Origin of the sequence: Shewanella sp. KX20019 (assembly GCF_016757755.1) — a bacterium.
Classification (GTDB): domain Bacteria; phylum Pseudomonadota; class Gammaproteobacteria; order Enterobacterales; family Shewanellaceae; genus Shewanella.
In genome coordinates this window covers 3,169,013-3,194,110 of sequence record NZ_CP068437.1, presented here as the reverse complement: position 1 = coordinate 3,194,110, position 25,098 = coordinate 3,169,013, and the positions used below count along the sequence as shown (strand labels likewise).

General features: G+C 43.2%; 16 protein-coding genes and 1 pseudogene. 7 read left to right on the top strand and 10 right to left on the bottom strand.

Going from position 1 to position 25,098, the window contains the following annotated elements; all coding sequences use genetic code 11:
* Nucleotides 1–30: 30 nt before the first annotated feature.
* Nucleotides 31–1,227 (bottom strand): acetate kinase, encoded by a 1,197-nt coding sequence (gene ackA, locus JK628_RS13995; protein ID WP_202285241.1) that lies wholly within the window; start codon nucleotides 1,225–1,227, stop codon nucleotides 31–33.
* Nucleotides 1,228–1,426: 199 nt separating this feature from the next.
* Here ackA and yfbV point away from each other — a divergent pair, with 199 nt between their 5' ends.
* A complete protein-coding gene (yfbV, locus tag JK628_RS13990) occupies nucleotides 1,427–1,870 on the top strand; it encodes a terminus macrodomain insulation protein YfbV (RefSeq protein WP_202285240.1) in 444 nt (147 codons plus the stop codon).
* 20 nt (nucleotides 1,871–1,890) lie between these two features.
* Here yfbV and pflA read toward each other — a convergent pair whose 3' ends face one another.
* From pflA to JK628_RS13975, 3 genes are all read right to left on the bottom strand, one after another.
* Nucleotides 1,891–2,631, bottom strand: a complete 741-nt coding sequence (gene pflA / locus JK628_RS13985; protein WP_202285239.1) for a pyruvate formate lyase 1-activating protein — start codon at nucleotides 2,629–2,631, stop codon at nucleotides 1,891–1,893.
* A gap of 71 nt (nucleotides 2,632–2,702) precedes the next feature.
* Nucleotides 2,703–4,985: a formate C-acetyltransferase gene (pflB, locus tag JK628_RS13980; RefSeq protein ID WP_202285238.1), complete on the bottom strand. Its 2,283-nt coding sequence runs from the start codon at nucleotides 4,983–4,985 to the stop codon at nucleotides 2,703–2,705.
* Nucleotides 4,986–5,493: 508 nt separating this feature from the next.
* Nucleotides 5,494–7,023, bottom strand: coding sequence for a DUF3360 family protein (locus JK628_RS13975; protein WP_202285237.1), 1,530 nt, complete (start codon nucleotides 7,021–7,023; stop codon nucleotides 5,494–5,496).
* Between the two features lie 947 nt (nucleotides 7,024–7,970).
* Here JK628_RS13975 and focA point away from each other — a divergent pair.
* Nucleotides 7,971–9,533, top strand: coding sequence for a formate transporter FocA (gene focA / locus JK628_RS13970; RefSeq protein WP_202285236.1), 1,563 nt, complete (start codon nucleotides 7,971–7,973; stop codon nucleotides 9,531–9,533).
* Between the two features lie 47 nt (nucleotides 9,534–9,580).
* Here the strand turns inward: focA and JK628_RS13965 are convergent, their stop codons facing one another.
* Nucleotides 9,581–10,495, bottom strand: coding sequence for a LysR family transcriptional regulator (locus tag JK628_RS13965; RefSeq protein ID WP_202285235.1), 915 nt, complete (start codon nucleotides 10,493–10,495; stop codon nucleotides 9,581–9,583).
* A gap of 579 nt (nucleotides 10,496–11,074) precedes the next feature.
* On the opposite strand from JK628_RS13965, the gene panF reads away from it, so the two are divergent.
* Nucleotides 11,075–12,526, top strand: a complete 1,452-nt coding sequence (gene panF, locus JK628_RS13960) for a sodium/pantothenate symporter (RefSeq protein WP_202285234.1) — start codon at nucleotides 11,075–11,077, stop codon at nucleotides 12,524–12,526.
* Nucleotides 12,527–12,725: 199 nt separating this feature from the next.
* Nucleotides 12,726–14,204 carry a putative basic amino acid antiporter YfcC gene (gene yfcC / locus JK628_RS13955; protein ID WP_237524229.1) on the top strand — a complete coding sequence of 493 codons (1,479 nt, stop codon included), beginning with the start codon at nucleotides 12,726–12,728 and terminating at the stop codon, nucleotides 14,202–14,204.
* Nucleotides 14,205–14,321: 117 nt separating this feature from the next.
* Here the strand turns inward: yfcC and JK628_RS13950 are convergent, their stop codons facing one another.
* A complete protein-coding gene (locus JK628_RS13950) occupies nucleotides 14,322–17,024 on the bottom strand; it encodes a TonB-dependent receptor plug domain-containing protein (protein WP_202285232.1) in 2,703 nt (900 codons plus the stop codon).
* Between the two features lie 941 nt (nucleotides 17,025–17,965).
* On the opposite strand from JK628_RS13950, the pseudogene JK628_RS13945 reads away from it, so the two are divergent.
* A pseudogene (locus JK628_RS13945) lies at nucleotides 17,966–18,157 on the top strand (putative basic amino acid antiporter YfcC); the annotation flags it as partial.
* Between the two features lie 78 nt (nucleotides 18,158–18,235).
* Here the strand turns inward: JK628_RS13945 and JK628_RS13940 are convergent.
* The 3 genes from JK628_RS13940 to JK628_RS13930 form a co-directional block, all read right to left on the bottom strand.
* The gene (locus tag JK628_RS13940; RefSeq protein ID WP_202285230.1) at nucleotides 18,236–18,592 is read right to left on the bottom strand and encodes a glutathione S-transferase N-terminal domain-containing protein; all 357 of its coding nucleotides are present in this window, start codon (nucleotides 18,590–18,592) and stop codon (nucleotides 18,236–18,238) included.
* An 89-nt stretch (nucleotides 18,593–18,681) separates the two neighbouring features.
* Nucleotides 18,682–19,314, bottom strand: coding sequence for a Type 1 glutamine amidotransferase-like domain-containing protein (locus tag JK628_RS13935; protein WP_202285229.1), 633 nt, complete (start codon nucleotides 19,312–19,314; stop codon nucleotides 18,682–18,684).
* Between the two features lie 233 nt (nucleotides 19,315–19,547).
* Nucleotides 19,548–22,664, bottom strand: coding sequence for a DUF748 domain-containing protein (locus JK628_RS13930; RefSeq protein WP_237524022.1), 3,117 nt, complete (start codon nucleotides 22,662–22,664; stop codon nucleotides 19,548–19,550).
* 154 nt (nucleotides 22,665–22,818) lie between these two features.
* Between JK628_RS13930 and JK628_RS13925 the strand changes: the two genes are divergently transcribed.
* On the top strand, nucleotides 22,819–23,817 hold the full coding sequence (locus tag JK628_RS13925) for a 2Fe-2S iron-sulfur cluster-binding protein (protein ID WP_202285228.1): 999 nt from the start codon (nucleotides 22,819–22,821) through the stop codon (nucleotides 23,815–23,817).
* Nucleotides 23,818–23,834: 17 nt separating this feature from the next.
* Here the strand turns inward: JK628_RS13925 and JK628_RS13920 are convergent, their stop codons facing one another.
* Entirely contained in the window at nucleotides 23,835–24,221 is a 387-nt protein-coding gene (locus JK628_RS13920) for a VOC family protein (RefSeq protein ID WP_202285227.1), read from the bottom strand.
* Between the two features lie 154 nt (nucleotides 24,222–24,375).
* Between JK628_RS13920 and JK628_RS13915 the strand changes: the two genes are divergently transcribed.
* The gene (locus JK628_RS13915; protein ID WP_202285226.1) at nucleotides 24,376–25,083 is read left to right on the top strand and encodes a DUF445 family protein; all 708 of its coding nucleotides are present in this window, start codon (nucleotides 24,376–24,378) and stop codon (nucleotides 25,081–25,083) included.
* Nucleotides 25,084–25,098: the final 15 nt, after the last annotated feature.

Sequence of the window (25,098 nt, the reverse complement as noted above, 5' to 3'; positions counted from 1 at the left end):
TAGTTAGCAGCTCGCAATAGATAGGTTTTACTATTTAATGAGTGCCACAGCGTCTTGTGCGATAACCCACTCTTCATTAGTTGGGATCACCATAGCAACAGGACCTTCGTCTTGGGTAATTTTACCTTGCTTACCAAAACGTGCCGCTGTGTTACGCTCTTTGTCGACTTTAAAGTTGAAAATAGCCAATGAGTTAAGCACTTTTTCACGAATAACATCAGAGTTCTCACCAATGCCGCCAGTAAATACTAGTGCATCAAGACGCTCTAAAGGCACGGTATAAGAAGCGATATATTTTGCTAAGCGATAACAGAAAATCTCAAGCGCTAGTGTTGCCCCCTTGTGACCTTTTTCATATCCCTCTTCGATGCCACGACAATCGTTAGTTAGCTCAGATATTCCCAAAAGACCACTTTGTTTGTTCATCAGGTTGTTCACTTCTTCAAGTGTATAGCCAAGACGATTAACTAAATGGTAGATAATTGATGGGTCAATGTCACCACAACGGGTACCCATCACTAGACCTTCTAGTGGCGTCAGCCCCATTGAGGTATCTACGCTCTTACCACCTTTAATTGCTGTTACTGACGCGCCATTACCAAGGTGTGCGCAAATAACATTGGTATCGGCTTCATCTTTACCTAGTGCGGCTGCCGTTTCGCGGCTGATGAATAGGTGACTTGTACCGTGCATGCCATAACGACGGATAGAGTTTTCTCTATAAAGCTTATACGGAAGGGCATAGATAAAGGCTTTCTCTGGCATTGTTTGGTGGAAAGCGGTATCAAATACTGCGACTTGAGGTAGCTCAGGAAACGATGCTTGCGCTGCTCGTATACCAATAAGGTGGGCTGGATTATGCAACGGCGCCAATGTGGCACAATCTTCAATACCTTGAACCACACTTTCATCGATAATGACTGAGTGAGTAAACTTTTCTCCACCATGTACAACGCGATGACCAATGGCTTGGATCTGTTCGGCAATTAGCGGATGAGCGACCAAAATTTTGTTAACGATATACTCAACAGCTTCTCTGTGTGCAGTAAATGCACCTAGGCTAGCATCGTGCTTAGCACCGTTTACTTTCCATTTAATTCGAGAGTCTTCAAGCCCAAAACACTCGGCTAGACCAGAAATTTGGTCATCACCAGTGAGCGCATCAATAACCGCAAACTTAAGAGATGAACTACCACAGTTAAGCACCAATACCAGTTTGTTTGACATGTTTAAACCTTTCGCAATAAGTAATGAAATCGTTTGATTCACTGAATAACAATAACTTCTACGGCAACTATAGGCCGAAGTCGTAAAGTGTGCCCTGTAAAAGAGCGAAAATCTGTTGCTTCCCAGACATAGAGCCTTGGGGCAAGCTGAGTGTTTGTGCTAAAGTTAGGCTTGTTATTGATTCTTATAGGTGCCATTTTTGAGCATTTTCGTTCTCAAAACCTTAGGTGAAGGCCGTCGTTATATGAAGACATGGCCTATGGTTAGACAACTTAGTTTTTACTTTCCTGAGTATCGCGTTATGCGCGCGACTCAAATTGCTTTGCCATTAATGCCGCTGTTGGCAGTATTGGCGGGTGCAAGTCAGTTATACCTGCACGGTTGGGATCACCTGCCTCAGGCAATCACCATTGCGTTGTTCTTTATTAGCCTACCTATCCAAGGTCTACTCTGGTTAGGCTGGCGCTCCGCTCACCCATTGCCGTTATCGTTACTCGACTGGGGCAATCAGTTATCGACAAAACTGGCGCAAATGGGGGTCAATTGTCGCCCCTTAGGTGCTAAAGCTTGCTACTTCGATATGGCGCTTATTTTAAAGGCGGCATTCGAATGTTTGGATGCAAGTTACTGGGAAGAGCTTTAGCTGTAATCTCTTAACAACACTTAGTAAATAGCGTTAATCCCCATATTGATGAAGACTTGCTTTATCTGTTCCATGGTGTCAGCGCTTGGAGGAGAGATTTTGTTGAGTTGATACTCTTCGCCCATCGCTTGCCATTTGTGTTTGCCTAACTCGTGGTAGGGCAGTAGTTCCACTTTCTCGACATTGGTCATTGGCTTGATAAATTCGGCCAATGCCTGTGCCGATGGAATGTCGTCAGTGAATCCACCGACAACCACATAACGAATCCAAGTCTTTTGACCACGTTTGTGCAAATGCTCGGCAAACTGCAACGTACGTTGGTTACTGACCTTGGTTAAGTCAATGTGCTTTTCGTCGTTTATCTGTTTTATATCGAGTAACACCAGATCGGTGTTATCGAGTAACTCATCAATGACAGGCGTATATTTACGCACAAAACCATTGGTGTCTAAGCAGGTATGAATACCCTCTTTTTTGCAGGCTTGAAAAAGTTCGGCGACGAACTCTGCTTGCAATACAGCTTCACCGCCACTGGCTGTGACGCCACCACCGCTGGCTTCAAGAAAAGGTCGATAGCTGATGATTTGACTCATTAACTCATCGACTTTTATCTCTTTGCCGCCGTGTAGATCCCATGTGTCGCGGTTATGGCAGTACTGACAACGCATTAAACAACCTTGCATAAAGGTGATAAACCTTATGCCTGGTCCGTCTACGGTACCAAAGGACTCTAAAGAATGAATCCGACCTGTTACTGCCATTTCTGCTCCTTGAGAGGCTGGTGCAACTATGTGCTACGCCAGCCTAATCGACACTTTATCTATAACGTTGCTTACAGACCTTTAGTGAAGGTACGGGTAATCACGTCTTGCTGTTGCTCAGGTGTTAGCGAGTTAAAGCGTACTGCATAACCAGAAACACGGATGGTTAGTTGAGGATACTTGTCTGGATTTACCACGGCATCTTCAAGCATTTCACGGTTCATCACGTTAACGTTGAGGTGTTGACCACCTTCGCGGCTATCGTTATGGGCGAAATAACCATCCATTAGTGCTGCAAGGTTGGCTTTACGACCATCTTCATCTTTACCTAACGCGTTAGGAACAATAGAGAAAGTGTAAGATATGCCATCTTGTGCATGAGCAAATGGTAGTTTAGCAACTGATGTTAAAGAAGCAATCGCTCCTTTCTCATCACGACCATGCATTGGGTTTGCGCCTGGAGCAAAAGGTGCACCAGCTTGACGGCCATCAGGTGTATTACCTGTCTTCTTGCCGTAAACCACGTTAGAGGTAATGGTTAAGATAGACTGAGTTGGAATTGCATCACGGTACATCTTCATGCTACGGATCTTAGCCATGAAGCGTTCAACTAGCTCAGTGGCTAAATCATCAACACGTGCATCGTTGTTACCAAATTTAGGGTAGTCACCACTGATGTCGAAATCGATAGCAATACCGTTTTCGTCACGAATTGGTTTAACTGTGCCGAACTTAATTGCAGATAGTGAATCAGCAGCAATTGAAAGACCTGCGATACCACATGCCATAGTACGACGAACATCTCTGTCATGAAGTGCCATTAGGGCTGCTTCGTAAGAGTACTTGTCATGCATGAAGTGGATGGCGTTCAATGCAGATACATATTGCGTTGCAAGCCAGTCCATCATGGTGTCTAAACGACCCATAACGTCATCAAAATCTAAAACTTCATCAGTGATTGGTGCTAACTTAGGACCTATTTGAGTCTTTAGCTTTTCATCAACACCACCGTTGATTGCATAAAGCATCGTCTTAGCAAGGTTGGCACGAGCACCGAAGAACTGCATGTGCTTACCTACAACCATAGGGCTAACACAACATGCGATTGCATAATCGTCAGATTCGAAATCTGGACGCATTAGATCATCGTTTTCATACTGGATAGAGCTGGTATCGATTGACACTTTAGCCGCATACTTTTTGAAGTTCAGCGGTAGTTGCTCTGACCATAGAACCGTAATGTTTGGCTCTGGGCTAGGGCCCATGTTGTATAAGGTGTGTAAGAAACGGAAGCTAGATTTAGTTACAAGTGTACGGCCATCAAGACCCATACCCGCAATTGATTCCGTTGCCCAAATTGGGTCGCCTGAGAATAGTTCATCGTATTCTGGAGTACGTAGGAAACGAACCATGCGTAACTTCATTACGAAATGGTCGACCATCTCTTGTGCTTCTTGCTCTGTTAATACGCCAGCGGCGATATCGCGTTCGATAAAGATATCTAGGAAGCTAGAAGTACGACCAAGCGACATTGCTGCGCCATTTTGGCTCTTAACTGCAGCAAGGTAACCGAAGTATGTCCACTGGATTGCTTCTTTAGCGTTAGTCGCAGGCTTTGAGATGTCGAAGCCATAGCTTGCTGCCATCTTCTTCATTTGACCAAGCGCTTTATGCTGCTCTGCAATCTCTTCACGAAGTTGCATAGTGTAAGACAAGTTTTCACCGGTTTCGAAGTCAGCTTGAAGTGAACCGAATTGAGCAAACTTATCTTGCATAAGGTAGTCAATACCATATAGCGCGATACGACGGTAATCACCAATGATACGACCACGGCCGTAAGCATCAGGTAAACCGGTTAAAACTCCAGACTTACGACAGCCCATAATTTCAGGGGTATAGATGTCGAAAACACCTTGGTTGTGTGTTTTACGTAACTCTGAGTAAACATATTTGATGTTTGGATCAAGCTCACGGCCATAAGCGGCGCAAGAACCTTCAACCATGCGAATGCCACCGTTGGGTAACATTGCACGCTTAAGTGGTGCTTCTGTTTGCAGACCTACAATCGTTTCTAAATCTTTAGTGATATAGCCCGCTTCGTGAGAAGTGATTGTTGATACTTTGTCGGTATCAAAATCAACAGGAGCGTGAGTGCGGTTTTCTTGCTTAACGCCAACCATCACTTTATCCCAAAGTTCAGTCGTCGCTTCAGTCGCTTCAGCTAAGAAAGACTCATCGCCTTCATAGGGAGTGTAGTTAGCTTGAATAAAATCACGCACATTGACTTCAGTTTTCCAATCGCCTGACGTGAAACCATCCCACGCGTTTGCAAACTGTTCAGTTTTTTCGGTCATCGTACTTTTACCTTTTGTTTGGGATAAAGGTTATTGGGTACCGGCTCTGCCTTATACACCAATAGCTATGTTTTAAACGCCTCTTCAACTCTTTCATTAAGAAGCGCGTGGAAGTGAGTACACTTCGCTGTAATTAGTTTGGACTTTCTCAATCGTTAACATCTTAATGCTATGGATATCAACTTGAGCAAATTGGTAAGACCAATTAACCAGTCGTATATTAGCATAGCAGACATTGTGCTGCACCTTTATCAAAGTGGAATTCGTCCATAAATCCTAAAACTGTTAACAAGGTAGCATTTTTTGAACAATTTAATGTTTGCATCCTTCCGCTATGTCAGGTATTTAACTGTTGGTCTGATTTTCGCAGGTGGAATTATCCCATCCTACTCGAAGGTGTTCGTTTCAGAGGTGTTGCACTAGTTCAATTCTAGGCGCATTAATATTGATAAGAATTATAGATGAGAAAATGACGAAGAGAGCGCGGGTCTCTCTTCGTCATCAAATTTTAAAGCAGTGCTGGGATACCGGTGATCATACCTACCGCTAGCATGGCTGCTAGGCAGATAACAAAAGCTAATCCAGGGATCACTATGCGGTCAGTGACTGATAGTGATTTGGCGCGCTCTTTGTCACCAATTAGACCATTGTTGTCTAGGAACATGGTTAGTGCCCATGCTAACACTGGGTTTGCCACGAAAGCGGCGAAGATACATATACCCGCTGCCTGACTGTTTTTAGTGTCTTTTACCATCTGCATACCCGCTTCAAGCAGTGGTAAAAACACGCCAACTAAAAGTGCAATCGACATTACCGGACGCCAAACCGTGACATCCATAGGGTAGCCAATAACGGCTACCGCGATACACATAATACCGAGCAAAATAGCACCTGCTGGAATAGGACGTTTAGCAATAGCAGCAGGGATCATGTAGGTTCCCCATGATGAGGTGATGTTACCGCCACCGACTGCCGTTCCGACTATTTGGCGAAGTGAACAGGTTGTCATTGTGTCATCAACATCCATCAATACTTTCTCAGAACCCTTTGGATAGTTAAGTTCTTGGAAAATACGGTGTCCCAGAAAATCTGGCGACCACATCGCCACAGCAAGAATAGCGAATGGTAGTGATGCAATGAAATGCTCGAGGTTAGGTAAGCCTAACTGCCAGCCATATTCAGTTGAACCCCACCAGTACATAGGGTTTAAATTCGGGATACCAGGCTCGGTGATAAACTTAAGGTCGAGCCCAGCGCCAAGTGCAAAAGCCAGAACAATAGCTGCAATAGAACACAGTGGGATCGCTAACCAGCGTTTACCTATTTTTGCGAGGTAAGCGTAGATAATGACGTTAGCGAGTAAAATAAAGAAAGCAACATAACCTAAGCTGTAGTCCAGAGCATGCTTGGCTTCAAGGCCGCCAGCCCAGTCAAATAATGATGTTATTTGACTTTTGGCACCCATAAAGCCTAAGAAAACAAGCAAGCCGCCGGCCACACCACTGCTGGTCAAGTTGACTAACTTTGACCCCCCTTTAAAGTAGCTTAGAAGGAGGCCGAATATTCCGAGCAATATGGCTAATGCGAGTGGATGTGCGCCTGCTAGTGCGATAGCGCCAATCAGCGGGATCATTGGTCCATGGTTACCGCCGAGGTTTGCTCGAGGATTAATGAATCCGGAACTAATAATACAAAAGAGCAGGGCGGGAATTAGCATCTCAACACGCACTACTTGGATTGCAAACTCTGCCCCCAAGTTTACATGTTCCCAACGTTCAGATAGTCCAGAGGCCCAAGCAGCCATGACCGCTGAATACATCACAGTGATACCTATGGTACCCGCGATGGCAGGGACTAAGTCTTCCCATTCGAATCTAAAGTCTCTACCAGGGAGGTTGAGTCCCCAACGTTTTGGCTTCATGATTTTCAGCTCGTTATCCAAATACTCCTCACGGGTATTGAACTCAGATGCTGGGCGGTGAAGTGCTTGATAGCTCTGATCAGAGCCCTCTACTTCATTCTTTACTGTTTCAGGCATAATTTCTCATTCTCCGAAAAGAATTTAGGTGATTCATCGGAATTCGTGACAGCTTTTGGGTGTTCCCTGTGAATTAACAACTTGTGTCGCAATAAGTGTAGTCGACTTCAAGCCATTGTTAACGCTTCTGTAACCGTAAATTATTAGCCATTTCTGCCGCTAAGTGCCGGTTGCAGTAGTATTCCATTACCTTTCGTAAATTGGTCTGACCAATTTACCTTAAAGATATTAACATAGTCACTAAGGTACAACATCAAGTATCAAAGTTATTGAATGTGCTGTTTAGATAATTTGAGATCAACTTAACAACTTATACAGTGATGACTAAATAATCTAATAATAGGCATGTAATTTGCCTTAGTGTCTAGATCAATAAACGCGATAAAAACGTTTCATTTATGACCACTAGTAAACTTCTGCTTTGCTGTTGCATCCCTGATCACAATAATGGGGCGATTGTCACACCAAACTTAAAGCTTAGTGTGATCTGGGTCTTTTTGTTTGCCGCAGCGGAAGTGCTTAAGTAGGTCACTGTTGTAGCCAAATCACTTATATGTGCACTATCAATTAACTCGAATCAAGTGAATTGATAGTGCTGCTTAGCCATTTTTTTATCCCTTTGTTAATCGATAATCATCGGTTGCGAAATCTCTTCTCCGTTGTAGTTGATTTTTATCAGCCTCTAAAAAACAACGGTAAAATGAATAAAACTGGAATTAATTCGCTCTATTACAATGGCTTGCCTGTTCACCTTCTAAATTTAACAACTCTATTTTTTTGTTTTTAAGTATCATTAATAATGATGTGCCCCATCATTATTATCAGATTTTATTGACTTGGAAGATGGGTTAATTTTGCTGTTAGAGCGAGCGCAGTTATCGACTATCAGGAGAATTTAATGAATGTAGGGCGTATTAAGCTTAGTAACATAAAGGCGAGGGGGAAGAATGACTGGACGTAGTCAACCGAACCTCATCCCTTTAACCCGACAAACGGAGCAAACAGCAGGGCCCATAAATGCTGCAATGCCGAGTTTGTACCAGCAGGCTGAGGGGTACGGTACGGAAAAAGTGATCAAAGCGACTTGGCAATCCTTTGGGTTGGCAATATTTGCTGGTGCATTTATTGCGTTGGCGTTTGTATTCTATATTACGGTCACAACTGGGAACAGTGGTCCGTGGGGGCTTATTAGGCTCGCTGGGGGACTGGCTTTTAGCCTTGGTTTAATGCTGGTGGTGATCTGTGGTGGTGAGCTATTTACCAGTACAGTGTTGAGCAGTGTGGCCTGGGCTCAGAGAAAAGTCTCAACTAAGGAGCTGCTTAAATGCTGGCTACGAGTTTACGCGGGAAACTTTGTCGGAGCGATGCTGATGTTGGCCATGATCGTCATTGCCGGCATGCAACATTTAGACGGCGGGCAATGGGGACTCAACGCCCTTAATATTGCGCAACACAAGCTACACCACGGTTGGTGGCAAGCATTTGTACTGGGTATGTTGTGTAACATGCTGGTTTGCCTTGGCGTTTGGATGACATTCGCCAGTAAAGACGCATTAACTAAAGCAATTTTGTTGATGTTGCCTGTTGCCATGTTTGTCAGTAGTGGCTTTGAACACAGCATTGCGAACCTGTTTATGGTGCCGTTAGGCATCGTGATTGCTCAATTCTCTGATCCTAGCTGGTTTGAAACACTGAATGTGACGCAAAACCAATTTGCAGATCTTACGATAAGTCATTTTGTTATCAATAACCTAATTCCAGTCACGCTGGGAAATATTGTTGGTGGTGGTCTATTTGTAGGTTTGGGATATTGGTTAATAGAAAAAGCTAAGCCAGCTGCGTACCAAAAGAAAGCACTTTTAAAGGGGGATGGCTGTCTGGCGGAAGTCATTCCTTTATCGACTCTCGATACTCAAATAGACACCCCATTAGCAAAGCAAATAGATCCTCAAGCTTCACTTATTCAGAACAATAGCCGTTCTCAACCTTTTCCCGGAGTAAAAACAATGCCAAAAACAATTCAAAGACTTAACGTAAGCGAACTGATGAATCCAACTCCATTTACACTTACTGCAGATCTCTCAGTATATGAAGGGCTTAAACAACTGTCAGACGCCGCTAGTCGCGGCGCGCCAGTGGTAAACAACAAGCAGCAGCTACTAGGGTTTATTTCACAGCAGGACCTATTACGCAGTTTGTGGTCTGAGGAGTTTGTTCGCGGCATTAGCTATAAAGTAGGTGACTTGATGCAAACGCAAGTATTAACTGTCTCGCCATTGGATGCTGTCGCTGATTTGATTGAGTTAATGGTGGTAGATAGAAATAAGCTATTTCCTGTGAGTGATAGTGGTATGTTGATAGGAAATACCTTTAAGAGCTATGAAGAGCGTCTGCGCGGGGCGAATGCCAGCAAGCCGAGTGTTTTCCCGGTTGTAGATGAGGGCGTGTTATGCGGGGTTATCACACGAGAAGATATCAGCCAAAAAATATGTGACCTGTATAAGTTCTAAGTCGGCACTGGTTAACAGGTGCAATGTGGCATTGCACCTGTTAGTCGTTAACGACCATTTTTAGAATTTATTTTGTGACGGCTTAGGCGTCTAGCTTCAGTTATCACGCAATCCCTTAAGGGGTTTTCCCCAGAATCATTGCGCCAAACAAAGGACAGATGACGCTGCATGTTTAATTCTGGTGTTAATAGAACAACCAGTTCCCCATTAGCAATCTCTTTTTCTACATCTAAGTAGGGCAAACTGCTTAAATATGGGCCATTTTTAACCAGTGCTTTGAGTACTGACACATATTCATACTCCTTCCACACATGCAGTTTCTCTATAATCCCATGAATAGCGCCTTCGAATATACGGCGAGTACCGGCACCTTGTTCGCGAAGCACCCATTTGGCTTGTTCTAGTTGCGCTAAGCTTGCGGATTTGGATTTGGCGTAAGGATGATGTGGCGATGAAACTACCACTAGGTGATCATCTAACCATTGCTCTTGATGGAGTCGACTATCATCGTTTCGACCTTCGATTATGCCAAAATCGTATTCGTAATTAAGCAGGCCTTCGATCACGTTTTCGGTGTTCTCAACTGTTAAGTCAATTCGGAGCTCTGGGAAATCCGCATCAATTTTACTGATAAGCTTAGGAAGCAGATGCTCGGCAGCTGTTTGACTCGAACAAATTCGAAATCTTCCACTGATAAGGTGCTGTTCGTGAAGGCCTAATTCTATCTGTTGGGCGTCTTGCAATAAACGACGGGCCTTAGGCCTGAGCCAGTTGCCCCAATGGCTTAAGGTAAGCCGGTTCCCTTGGCGAATGAAGAGTGGCCGATCAAGCAAATTCTCTAATTGTCCCAGCGACATACTCACAGCCGATTGTGTCATAGACAACTTTCTTGCAGCCGCGCTGACGCTTTCTAAACTGGCAACGGCATCAAAAACCATGATCTGCTTAAGAGAGTACTTCATTATGTGTATTGTTTTCCCTAACCAAAAAAACGCTAAATGGAAACTATCAATTTAATTGATGGTTTATAAAGGGGATTTTAGGCGGGGATCTTTGGCTAAACAAGTAAAGTTGGCTAACCAATAGAAGAACTTAGAGGCTGCTCACTTTTCTATATATAGTGTGCACCGAAATAGATCTGCTTGAATAATTTAGTGTGAGTTGTTGATAAGGAAAGTTAGCCCATTGTACTTTTTGCGCTTTGGGGTGGATCCGGTTATCGGTTTTGATATTTATCAAAATCTTGGTTTACTAACTCGTCTATTCGACTGGTGTCGATAGCCAATATTGATTAGAATTGGCATCAGCTGCTTTTAGTATTATCCCCTATCTTATCGTTAACTCAGGCTGTGCTTTCATGAGATCGTTATCAACCACTGCATTGTTATTGACCCTTGGTTATTTTGTTTTATGGTGCCTAGGACCTGTGTTGTTAGCAGACCAAGGCTACTGGTTCAGCTTACCTATTTGGTTTTGGTTTTCCTGCATCCTGGCGCCTGCGCTACTCATTACTGTTTTAGTAAGAGTATTAGGTGCTACCAATGACTAGCTTATTCCCCGTTTTGCTCTACCTAGCACTAAGCTTAATAATGACGCGTCTTTGGAGTGCTCATCAATCACGTAGAACAGATGGGAGTCATGGACTGCATACTGACAAGGCTAAGCGTTTTTTTATTGGTGGCACATTTCTCGGCGGGCCGCTGCTAGCGTTAACATTAGTGGCCACTTATACCAGTGCGGGTTCATTTATTGGTGGCTCTGGCGCTGCTTATAAATATGGCCTAGGTTGGGTGTGGCTTGCACTGATCCAAGTGCCTGTGGTGCTATTAACCTTAGGTGTGCTGGGGAGTCGCTTTTTGGCGATAAGGCGGCATCAACATGCAACGCTCATTGAGTGGTTGGATGCGCGTTTTCAAAACCGGTGGTTAAGTACTTTTGCCATGGTGAGCTTAGTGGTCGGTTTCATTGCCATGATATCCGTTCAATTCATTGGCGGAGCAAGGTTACTCTCAGGGGTAACGGGAATAAGCTATGAGCTTGGCTTAGCTATTTTTGTCGGTACGGTATTGGCCTATACACTAACGGGCGGATTTCGGGCGGTAGTATTAACCGACGCCTTGCAAGGTGTTGTCATGTTGTTAGGGCTGTTTATTTTGTTGTTGGTGATATTATCGCAACCCGAACTAGCCGAGAGGATGCAGCGACTATCGCAGCAAACTCCAGCGCTATTTAGTCCGCACAGCATTGATGACTTTTTATCTTGGCCAATGATGCTGTCGTTTTGGCTGTTAATCTGTTTTGGTACTATGGGCTTGCCTCATACCGTGGTGCGTCTGTTGGCCGTTAAAGACAAAGCCTCACTAAAAACCGGTATTATTTGGGGGACACTCATCTGCTTTTTAATGACACTTATACCGCATTTATGTGGCGTGCTTGGCCGCGCTCTGTTTCCCGATTTGAGCGTACCAGATAAGATAATGCCAATGCTCATGTCGGGTTTATTACCGCCGTTATTAGCTGGAACGTTGCTGGCCGCACCCATTGCTGCAGTGATGTCGTCAGTTGACTCGATGTTACTGCAATCTGCAAGCAGTATTGTTCGCGATGGAGTGGTTAAAGTGTTGCCAAGTCTGACCGGGTCTAAACAAGTCTGGTTGACTCGATTAGTAATGCTTATTATCACCCTGAGTGCTTGTTACTTTGCATTGAGCCCACCCGATATGATTGTTTGGATTAACTTAGCGGCGTTTGGTGCCTTGCAAGCAGTATTTTTGTGGCCGATTATCGCAGGGTTGTATTGGCCCGCAATCACTGGGAACAGTGCACTTGCTGCAATGGTGAGTGGCATGTTTAGCTATCTCTTATTGCACAGCCAAACGCCCTTGCCATATCAGATCCATCCGATAGTGCCGGCTTTGTTATGTTCATTAGTTTGCATGCTAATAGTCCAACAGTTATCCCGCTATTTTGCGCAAACGCATTCAACGGCATGATATGTATTGGCCGATCACAGATAACTACGCTACAGATACATAGATAAAGCCCCAACATTGGTTTATATTTGCTGCCATATAACAATAATATGGCAGCAAAATGAATCCAGTTTCTTCGTCGAACCAAGGCAATCCCATTCCCGCACACGCATCAGAGCTTAATAACAGTAGTGATCATACGCTGAACAAATCTTGGCAGATGCCAGATACGCTAGTCATTATTTTCTTTGTGGCACTTGCTGCGGCGCTGCTGACCTATTTTATCCCCGTTGGTTCGTTTCAAACCCAAGAGGTTAGCTACGTTATTGATGGCGTGGAGAAGAGCCGTAGCGTTATCGACCCAAGCTCATTTGCATATGAAGTTGATGAAAGCGGTGACCCTATCCTTCAACCTGTCAGTTTATTCGAAGGAGGCGGCGGTGCGGGCTTTTTTAATTTTGCGTTCGAGGGGCTGGTGTCCGGATCCAAATGGGGCAGCGCGATTGGCGTCATCATGTTTATGCTCGTTATCGGCGGTGCTTTTGGCATCGTGATGGCGACGGGCACCATTGATAACGGGATCTTAAAGTTAATCGATAAAACTCGTGGCAACGAAACCCTGTTTATTCCAGTGATATTCAGCCTATTTTCCTTAGGCGGCGCTGTTTTTGGCATGGGAGAGGAGGCCATCGCTTTCGCGATAATTATTTGCCCATTAATGATAAGGCTGGGCTATGACGGCATTACCACTGTGATGGTGACCTATGTGGCGACCCAAATTGGTTTTGCCAGCTCCTGGATGAACCCTTTTAGTGTTGCGATTGCACAAGGCATAGCAGATGTGCCGGTATTATCGGGCTCAAGCATGCGCGTCGTGATGTGGTTAGGTTTCACACTAATGGGCCTGATTTTCACTATGCGTTATGCCGCCAAGATTAAAGCTAAGCCTACGCTTTCTTACAGTCATAGTAGTGACCAATATTTTCGTGATAATGCCAGTGAGTCAAAGCTGGATAGCCGTTTTAATGTGGGTGATGTATTGGTGCTCTTGACGATTGTAGCGACGATAGCGTGGATAATCTGGGGGGTGATCGCTAAAGCGTGGTTTATTCCTGAAATTGCCAGTCAGTTTTTTACCATGGGAATAATAGTCGGTACCATCGGGGTGGTGTTTAAGCTTAACAATATGAGTGTTAATAAGGTTGCAGCTAGCTTTAAGCAAGGTGCTGCGACAATGTTGGAACCCGCAGTATTAGTGGGGTGCGCCTCAGGGATATTACTGTTGTTAGGGGGCAGTAATGCCGCTAATCCTAGTGTGTTGAACACTATTTTGAGTGCGTCAGGTGAGTTTATCGGTCAATTACCGAGCGTGATGTCGGCGTGGTTTATGTTGCTATTTCAATCGGTGTTTAACTTTTTTGTGACCTCAGGTTCAGGTCAAGCCGCCTTGACTATGCCTTTGATGGCGCCTTTAGCTGATATTGTTGGCGTTACCCGTCAAGTCGCCGTGCTCGCATTTCAATTAGGTGATGGCTTTACCAATGTGTTAGTGCCAACATCAGCATCTTTGATGGCGACTCTAGGTGTGTGCAGAGTCGATTGGGGTCAGTGGCTGAAGTTTATTTGGCGTTTTATGGTCGCGCTGTTTTGTGTGTCTAGTGTGATCGTTATAACTGCTCACTATTTAGGATTTAGTTAACGCTATTTAGCAGATGCTTATACCCTATTATTAAACAAAAAAACGGCATCATATGATGCCGTTTTTACTGGAAAGAAGTATTGGGTATACTTCTAGGTGTAGTCCAGCGGGATTAGCTTAGAATTTCACTTCACCTTCAACAAACCACTCACGTCCACGAGCATTAAAAATGCTGCGGTTGTAGTGTGGCCATGCTCCATAAGTAGGATCGAAATTCGGGCCTGCATTAAATAGGTTTACAACACCACCTTTGACGCTAATGGCATCACTAATCATGTAAGCTGCAGTTAGGTTCCATTTAGTTTGTGAAGCAACTTCATAGTCCTCGCCGTTAAATTCAAGATCGTTATCTTCAGCTGATTGCTTATAGGCGCTATAGTAAATACCTTTAGAACGAGCCGTATGATATGCACCAATTGTTGTTTCAAAGTCTTCGTAGAACCAACCAAGAATTAGGTTGGCTTTGTACTCTGGAACGCCACCATCTTCTAAATCATCAATAACTTCGGCGGTAGGGTCTGATTGACCTTCAGACAACAGAAGTAATGAGCCATTAAAATCTAGTTTTAAATCACCAAAATTTGCCAAGTCCCAAGAATATCCGGCTGTGATATCCAGACCGCGTGTTTGTTGGTATGACAAGTTTTGTGCTTGAGCATTAATATGAGTGATAGTGCCGGATGTATCACGAGTTATATACTCTTCATAAATATCGTATTTTTGGGCGATGGTTGATGCGCCAAGGTTGCTCACCATGTCATCAAGTTTCCATTCCCATAGATCGATAGAAGCATTTAGTTGATCGCCGCCCCAAACCGCACCGATATTGGCAGTGTAGCCAGTTTCAGCCTCTAATTCAGAGTTTGCACCGACAGTAGTGTCTACTTGTAACGAATTACAAGGAGAGTTATCAGCACCTTCTCCTGGTGTACCGCCTATCTCCTGACACTTTTTGAAATCAATGACGCTATTAAATCCCTGGGTTGCATCTCCATATACTCGATGCATATCCGGGGCTCTGAATACACTATTGATAGATGAACGTACTAATAGCTCTCCCATAGGGCGGTATTCAACGGTGAGTTGTGGTGAAAAATTACCACCAAAATCACTGTAACGGTCATAGCGAAGTGCAGTGTTAATGGTTACGTCTTCGTGGATAGGTATTTCTAATTCAGCAAATGTTGCCCAATATGAACGGTCGCCTTGTCCTGATGAACCACCTTTACCTACAACATTACCAGCCATAGTTTCAGCGTCAGATGCAACTTTATAATCTTGTTCTGTATACTCCGCGCCGAATGCAAACTGTGCATCGCCTGCGTCTAATTCAAAAGCATAGCCAGCGATAGATGCTTGAATATTCTTTTGTGTTGATTGTGAACGCTCAAACCCCGTGTAATGAATAGCATCAGCTTCTTCATTTGTTAGGTTTTCATATAGTGATTTACCATCACCAGCACTCATCATATCGAATAGCTTTGAATAAGTAGTTGCACCACCGTTAAATACTTTTACGTCAGTTCTACCGTAGTTGATTGAAGCATCCCAAGCATATTCGTCAGCAAGGATGCCTTCTAAACCGGAACTGAAAAAGTAATTATTGGTTTCTGTCTCAGTAACTCGGTTACCTATTTCATGTAGGCGGCGGACATAGCCATATTTACCATCCCCAAAGTCACTAAAATCACCACCAAAAGCAGTGCTTTTATCTGCAAATGTTTTGCTATGAGTACCATCTGATAGGGTGATGCTATTTCCGCTAATAGAAATACCCATATCATCTTGGTCTATTGCTGAAGGTTCGATGTTGGTTGTAGATTTTGCATTAGCAACATCTAAACGACCTACAAAAGACATGTCATCAGTTAATGAGTAATTAAAATTTGTGATACTACTAAAGCGACGCGATTCAGGTGATAAATCTCGGTATTCTGAACGGTCAAATCCGCAAATACTGCCTGTCCATTTAAAGCCGCGCGCTCCACAGTCTTGTTCATTTAATGTATCAGCTGTGATATACCTTTCTTTTGTGTCATCATATTTCGCAATTCTTGCGCCATATGAACTGTATGAGCCAAAGTTACTTGTAGGTACTAGATCAGTATGCAAACCAAATGCTTCACGCTGAGAAGCTGTTATCTGTTCATCGCTTGAATACTCTAAAAAGGTTGATACATTACCGCGTTCTGAACTTGAACCTAGTGATAACGTCAGTCTATCGTTAGCTCCACCACCTTCAGTGGTATCTCCGTGACGATACTTTATTGCAGCACCTTCAAAATCTCTTTTCAGAATAATGTTGATTACACCACCAACTGCATCAGCACCATAGATAGCTGAGCCACCAGATTGAAGTACTTCAATACGGGCCACGGCTTCCATAGGTAAATTTGCAGTATCAACGAAGTTATCTGTGCCACCAGCTGGTTTTGGATATTGGTTAAGGCGCTTACCATTAATCAAGGTTAACGTTCTGTTTGCCCCTGCACCGCGTAAACTAATTGAAGAGGCTGCAGGAGTAAAACCGTGAACCGACTGAGTTGTCATTGCACTCGTGGTTGAGGTTAAACTTTGTAGTGCTTCTTGGACATTGTTAAAACCTTGCTTTGCCATATCATCAGCACTTAGTACTGTAACAGGGGTCGCCGTTTCCATATCGGTTCTTTTAATGCGAGAACCGGTAACTTGAATTCGTTCAACGTTGTCAGCAATTTCGGCATCAGCGGCAAGAACTACTGGTGCGGTAAGCGCTGCAGTTGCTGCACCGCCAATTAGCGCAAAGCGGACTGCTTTAGCCAATAATGAATTAACCTGCATATTATTACTCCCTTGAAACTTATATTTAATTATATGTTTTATTTTAATTAGCAATGTCTTTTTAAGGTAACTCAAGTGTAAATAAAAAGATGCCTCTCGGGCGGATAAGACCATAATTAAATAACTATGGCAACATGCTTGTTACAGAATTATTAGGTTTAGTGTCAGCTGGGGAAGTTATTCTTAATACATAATAATTATCAATGCAATTACATTTTGTTTACCTTTAAGTTTGTGGTGCGTAATATTGGTAACCTGGGGTTAATTAATAAACTACAAATTACTCAGTTGTTGTATTTGCGTTGCTAATTATGGTGATAGGTGTGAACGCGGTTCGCGATAATAATTAACGAACATGTAACGTTGATGGGTATTTAAAAGTTTTTAATTGGTAAATAAATAATGATAATCGTGAGCTGAATCACGCACCTATAGCCGTTGTTATTATGGCTTTGTTGCACGTATATGGTGTTACGTGCACTTTTATTTATGACTTACTAGGACTAGAGTTATTTTTTTCAGAGTTAAATAGCTAATTTGTTTGTGGGGTTAGCTACATTTTTCTCGCTAAGTTTGGCTTGTAGTGGATTAAAAGTTTCACTACGGCGCAAGTAATCATAATAGTTGTGATTATTATTTCCAATCTTACTGTTGATAATGAATTAACAGTAAACTTACTTCTCTCGTAGGTATTAATGACCCAAGTAACCGTTCTGAATGTAGAGTTTTATCAATAATAATTGAAAGGTTAGTGCAGCATAGTTCGGGCTAAAAGGTAGGTTTAATAAATTATAGGAACCCAATTTACTAATGCTACGGTCAGTAATATAGCCATAGTGATTGTTGACGGTTAGGAGGATGTAGTAGGTAACCTCTAAAGAGAGGCTTGTTGGTGCAGCCTTTAATAGCAATTGTTGGTTTTGTACTTGGAATAGTTCGTCATGCTAGTATTTCAATTAGGTGATGGCTTTACCAATGTGTTAGTGCCAACATCAGCATCTTTGATGGCGACTCTAGGTGTGTGCGGAGTAGATTGGGGCCTGTGGCTGAAATTTATTTGGCGTTTTATGGTCGCGCTGTTTTGTGTGTTTTGTGTGATGGTTATAACTGCTCACTATATGGGCTTTAGTTAATGCAACGGGCAATAACCAAACAAAAAAAGGTAGCTCATAAGCTACCTTTTTAATTTCACTGGCTAAACGCTTTGGCGCTTAAGCAAACTTCTTATCTAAGAAGCCGATGATCTCTGATGACTCATACATCCAAATAGCTTGGCCTGCATCTTCAACTTTCATGCAAGGTACCTGCAATTTACCACCCTCGGTAAGTAGAGTACTTTTATGGGGCTCCTGTTTTGCATCAAGCGTGACAATGTTAAGCCCTTGACGGCGCAGTGAGCGGCGCACTTTCACACAAAAAGGACAAGCTTTGTACTCGTAGATAGTCATATTCTTTGTGGCATCATCTACTTTTTGCTGTTCAGCGATAGGACGCTTAAGCTTTTTTGGAGTGAAAATAAAGTTAAAAAACAAAATGATCCGGCCTAGCACCCAACGAATAACAAACATTTACTGCCCTTAATGTGTTTTGATCCGCGAAGATTTTACCCCATGCGGTGCTGGGTTAACAGCCTTGATTAGAAATCGTTTATTTAACACTAGTTGTTAACTAACCGCGGTTCGCCAAATATCACTAGTTGCTCTGCTGAGAGTAACAACGCATCATCGTCACCACAGAGGTAGGCAGCACTTTTAAGTGTTTTAAGCTGTTGGTTAAAGTTGGCATCTTTTAATTGAGCTATTTCAAAATGTGGTACGAATTGAAAGGGGATCAGGTTTAATGCTGTTAGCTCGGCGTGCGACCCTTTTATTTGGTCACCGCAAAGTACGGCGCAGGCGATCGACGGCGTTAACACCATTGCGCCAGCGCTTACCCCCACTATTGCACCGCCATTCACGGCAAATTTTGTGAGAGGTGCAATGAGTTGCCGCCGCTTTATCGCGTTGAGAAATCGCTGTGTATCGCCTCCCGAAAGATGAATAACATCACAGGTTAATAAGGTATCAAGCGCTTGCTGAGTAAACTCTGACTCAAGCTCTAAATAAACCGTCATCTCGACATTGAGCTCAGCATAAAGTTGTTGGCTTTGTTGATAATATTCGCGCTGCGGATCAGGCATTGATGCGATGTAGCCAATTTTCGGGGTGGCAGTGGCTAGCCTTGACAGTAATTCACTGATGACCAAGCGTGCATTTGACGAAGTAGGCTGACTTAAAAGAGCGAGGAGCATCGCACTATCCCATTAAAAGAGTCCATTAAATATAAGGTAAAACACTAACTCAGCTAGAGGGGAAAAGGAATAGTCGTCTATTTGTAGTCATCAATGTTTATTAAGTTACTGCTAGATTCGCTATTGTTGGTTTTGAGTTGATTTTGATAATCCGAATAAAAAGGCCCCTAAACTCAAGTTCCTGAGCTTAGAAGCCTTATTTGATATGTGTTGCAGTTAAGTTCTTATCTGCACTAGTTGGCCGTTAACGTCATTAACGCTTGGCTAGCGCCGGTATTTAGATTGACTTTGCTATCGAGCAAAAAGACTCTTTCAGGGGCAACGGTTTTATTGTCTGCTAAGAAGGTCTTCACTGCCGTGGCTCGCTGCTGTGCTAGATCGCCTAATGCATCATTAGAGATCCGCTGACCGCCTAAGCTGAAATTGTACAATGCAATATGCCAACGGGTCTCTAACTCCTCGGCGGTCAGAGCATTATCACCTTGGTGCTCGGCTGCAATTGCTATTTTTACATCCATGGCCGGACTGGCAATTTCAGTTTCATAAAGTAATTTTAGCGCATCAGATAATGCGCCTGATGTTGGGTATGTACTGGCGGTTAATGCCACTGGCATCTGGTCAACCTCTATTTGGGCTAAATGCGCGAGCTTCTGTCGTAATTGCATTTCGGCCAATGCACGATTATCTTCAGCGACGTTAACGGCGCCTTCCACATTCAATTTTAGCATCGGTCTATCGGCTAAACCCTTTGCAAGCATCTCTAAGGTCTTTTTGGCGCTGGCATCTAGCTCAGCGGTACCTGCTGAGAAGTTCACTTTATCGAGTTCATCATCATCGCCACCCAATAAGTTGGCTAATAGCGAGAAGGGCGCGGTAACTGCTTTAGTGATGATGTTAGTAAATGCGGTCATCACAATACTGCCGATACTGAAACTTGGCTCGTCTAAATCTCCCGATACTTGCAAGCCTAAATCAATAACGCCATGCCTATCTTGTAAGAGGGCGATGGCGAGAGTGACAGGTAGGGTGGTCGCAAGACTGCTGTTGCTTGGCTTACCCAGTTGCAGTTGATCAACCACTAAGTGATTCTCGCCTACCAATTGGTTGTTCTCGAGTCGGTATTTAAGTTCTAACGATAATTGGCCTTTATCAATATAGTAACCAGCGTAAGTTCCTGAATAAGGGTTTACTGAGGTGAGCTCTACATGTTTGAAACCCAGTGCTAAATCTAAAAATGGTTGTTCTAGCAAGGGGTTAATATCGCCTTTTAATGTGACGGGAGCATAGCGATCAATCTTACCTTTTATATCAACTGATGCTGCCTGTTTACTCGATGATGATAGCTTAGTAATTTGCCCATCTACTTGCTCGATACTGGCGGCGAAATTAGGGGTCAATGAGTTATCGGCAAAGAAGGTAGAACCATCTTCGATACTGATTTTATTGATGCTTATCGCCATTGAAGCGGGTTTAGCTTTATCTATTTCGCTGGTTAATTGCGCTGATGTTTTTTGTTCAGCTAGCGTTTTTTTGGCCATATCAGTGGCAATAATTTGCTTGCTGTTACCGATCATTAACTCACCAAAGTTGGTGCTTTTGTCTTCAGCGATAATGATACGGCCATAGGGCTGCTTTAGTGCAATATGATCAATTTCAATGCTATTGGCTACTTTATCGAAGCCAAATTGGTTTATATCGACACTTTTCCACTTCAGCAGCGTCTTCTTTTGCACTGTATCTTTAATGAGCAAGTTGTCAATGTTGAGCGCGCCATTATAGCTAAGCTGCTCGGCTTCATTGTTGAGCTGAAGAGTCCCTTGGGTCGAGAGTTGGCCCTGTTTTAAGTCAATATTGAGGTAGGGGCTGAGGTAGTTTTGGAACTGACTTAAGCCCAGCGCTGTCAGTGCTAGCTGATTCACCGATTTTTGCTGCTTAATATCGATGCTGCCACGTGATGATAATGCCCCTTGCTGATTAATATTGAGCGAGAGTTGGTAATCTATCGGGCTTGCTAGGTCGGCACTAATTTTATCGGTAAGCAGCTTAATATCGCTTATTTGCCACAAGGTTCCCTGGGTGATTATTTTCTCGGTAAGATTGACTCGGTAATTATCTAGCTCAATAGCATTTAAAATGGCTGTCCAAGGTAAGTTTTCGTTGCTGCTATCAATAGTACTGTTAGTCGTCGTTGATATTTGAGCTAGCTTTGGTTGTAATAGCCTTTGTAGATTACTGCCCTTTTGGTCGAGCGTCGTGTTAACAACCAAGCCTTGAGAACGTATTTTTTCGGCTGTTACTGTTTGCTTGTGTAGATCAAAGTTAATGCCTTCAATAGCAAAAATGGGCAGAGTTGCAATAATGTCATCACTATTTTTAAGGCTGATATCTTCGAGTTTTATCACCCCATTACTCGTTGTTACTTGAAAATAATCGGCTTTTTCTTCGAGTCGATATTGGCTGTCAACACTGAGTTTACCTGTCGCGAGATTGGCAATGAATAACTTATCTACAAATGACCAAAACTGCGGCAGTTGGATATTGGTTAATTGAATATCACCTACAACTGATAGCGGTTCTAATTGAACGATACCCTGAGTCGCAATTTCTCCGCCGTTATTACCGACAAGATGGATAGCATAGTGATTACTTTGCTCTCCCTTTTGGGACTGCATTGATACTTCAATGGCATTTTGAGAATCAAAGGACTTAATATTGAGATTAACTTGTGGGTAGAGCAGTTTCCCTTGAGTCATATTGTCGATAAAGCGTAAGTCAGCATCAACGACAGCCAAGTTCTGCACCATAAAGTGAGGCAGGCCGGTCGACGCGGAGGAGGTTGGTTCTGTGGTTGATGCGTTATTTTGCGTTAAAGTATCGATAATATCGCTGAAATTGAAAGTCATAGCGTTATCGGACTTGAGTCTCTCAACATGAATAGAGGGTTTTAGTAAGGTGACATCGGCAATGCTAAAAGCAGTATTAAAAATTGAATGCCAAAAACGAAACTCAAAAGTAAGCTGTTCAAACCCAACAAATTGGTCGCCGTTTAGATTCGTCTTAGCTTCTTGTATTTGAAATTGATCGATAGCCACTTTCAAGGTAAAAGGGTTTATATGGACATCGCTTAATGTCACAGTGCGTTGTAGCATTGTTGTTAACTGGTTCGGTACTTGCTTAACGGCGATATAGGGTATTAGCAAGCCTAAAATGGCGGTAAAAATAACATAAAGCGTAATAGCGAGTATGAGCAAGCGTTGATAGCGTGGTCGTTGGCGGTATTTATCTCTAAACCCAGTGAGTGTTTTGGCATTAAGCATACTGACCTTAACTTCTTTTAGATGAATGAGCACTGTTTCTGCAGCTGGTGAATGCTTGGTTTATGCTGATTTGTCACAAGACCGTTACAAAGCAGAAGTGGGCTTCTATAATTTTAGCTACATTATTATGGAAGTGCGGCTGATATCATAATATTTTTTATTATTAATTGAGAAAAAACGTTCGCCAATGACAACTTTCTATTTAGATGGTCAAGCTTTTGATTCTGCTGAAGATGAATCAGTACTAGAGACCCTCATTCGCAGTGGTAGCTCGATAAACTATTCCTGCAAAAAAGGTGCTTGTAAAACGTGCTTAGTGCAGCACGTCTCAGGGGAACTTAGTGCGGGGTCACAGCGAGGTCTAACTGCGCGGCTAAAAGCAAATCATTACCTCAGTGCCTGTCAGTGCCAACCGGTGGAAGGACTTAAATTAAAAACAGTGTTTGAGCAAGATTTGTTTGTGTCCGCGCAGTTGCTTGAGCGAGTTTTTTTAACTGAAAGTGTACTGAAGGTACAGATTAAGTCGTCTGAAAACCTTCATTGTTACGCAGGACAATATATCAACCTCAGACGATTTGATGGACTGACACGCAGTTATGCCGTAGCTAAGGTCCTTGATGGTAATGTTATTGAGCTGCATATTAGCCGAAAATATAACGGTCAATTTAGCGGTTGGCTATTTAGCACCGCCAGTATTGGCGAGCACCTCCTCATTCAAGGGCCTTTAGGCCAATGTATCTATAAAGAAGCTTATCAACAGGATAAACTCATATTAATCGGTCATGGGGCGGGGATAGGTGCTGTGATTGGTATTGTAGAACAGGCACTAGCAATGTCCCATCAAGCTGAGATCTATCTCTATCATGGCGCTCGTACAGTCGCTGAACTTTATCTTCATAAAAAGTGCTTGTCCTTGATGTTGGCGCATAAAAATGTCCATTATCGCGCCTGTATTACCGCAACATCTCAAGCCGATTTGATTGATAAGCGTTGCTTACAAATACAACCCTTTGAGCTTGCAGCCAAAGAACACCCCATTAACCGCCATAATCGGGTGTTTCTTTGTGGGGAAGCGGAGGCCGTGGTTAAAGCACAGCAGCAGGCTTTTCTAGATGGATTTGAATACGCTAAAATTCATGTATTGCCATTTGAATATAAAGATTTACGCTCGGTTAAACGAGGGTAAACTGAATGCTGTATTGCTCACTTAGCGGTTTGTATGTAGCTGATGGCAGCGATAATGGCCCCTTGGGGGTCTTTTAACCAACAAAAACGACCAATACCAACGATATCTTCTGGGCCAAATAGAATGTCAGCACCTAATTCAAGGGCTTTTTCGGCTACAGCATCCACATTTGTCACTGTGATATATCCGGTCCAATTACTCGGCATTGCAGGTGCTGGGCTTTGTGCTATGCCACCAATATTGATGCCGTCATTGATAATAATATGGTAGGGGGCATTGGCAACGACGATGGTCTTAAATCGCCAACCAAATACTTTACTATAAAAAGCCATCGCTTCTTTACTGCTGCTGGCGGTTAATTCATGCCAACTCAAAGAGCCCGAACTGCTTGATGTGGGGTTCATCAGCTTTCCTTGGTAGGTACTGCTTGAATAAGTGTAGCTTCTAACATTGTGTTGTCTGCCTCGAATTGTAGTGACGGATAAAATATTGTGTTGCTTAGTGTCTTTAACGGGAGGTAACATAGCCCGTTTTCAATCATGCTCATGGGGAATTAGCTTGAATAAAAGTGTTGTTACCAATTTAATCGCTGCGATAGCGGTGTTAGCCGGTTACCTGCTATCGTCGCCAATTTTATTGACTGTAGGGCTGTTTGCATTGTCTGGTGCAATAACTAATTGGCTTGCAATCCATATGCTGTTTGAGAAAGTGCCCGGTCTTTATGGTTCTGGAGTGGTGCCTTCGCGTTTTGAAGAATTTAAAGAGGGGATCTCTCATCTAATGATGAAGCAGTTCTTTACCGAAGAAAATATTGAGCGATTCCTGTCACAGCAAGGCAGCGCTGAAAAGCATATTGATTTGGCTCCCGTCATCGAAAAGCTTGATCTTTCGCCCGCTTTTGATGCTCTGGTTAGCACGATTTCACAGTCTTCATTCGGTGGTATGTTAGCTATGTTTGGTGGAACAGAGGCTATACAACCACTGCGTGAACCATTTATTGACAAAATGAAAGCATCGCTGAGCGACATATCGCAATCAGATCAGTTTTATGAATTGTTGAAAGCCGAGCTTGAACAGAGCGATGTGATAGATGATATGCGGGTTAAAATCGAAGAGATTGTTAGCCAACGTTTAAATGAATTAACGCCTCAGCTAGTGAAAGAGATCGTGCAAGACATGATAAAGAAGCACTTAGGTTGGCTGGTTGTTTGGGGCGGCATTTTTGGTGGATTAATTGGGTTAGCTGCGGCGCTGCTTCAAGGCTGAGCTAGCTTAGATTAA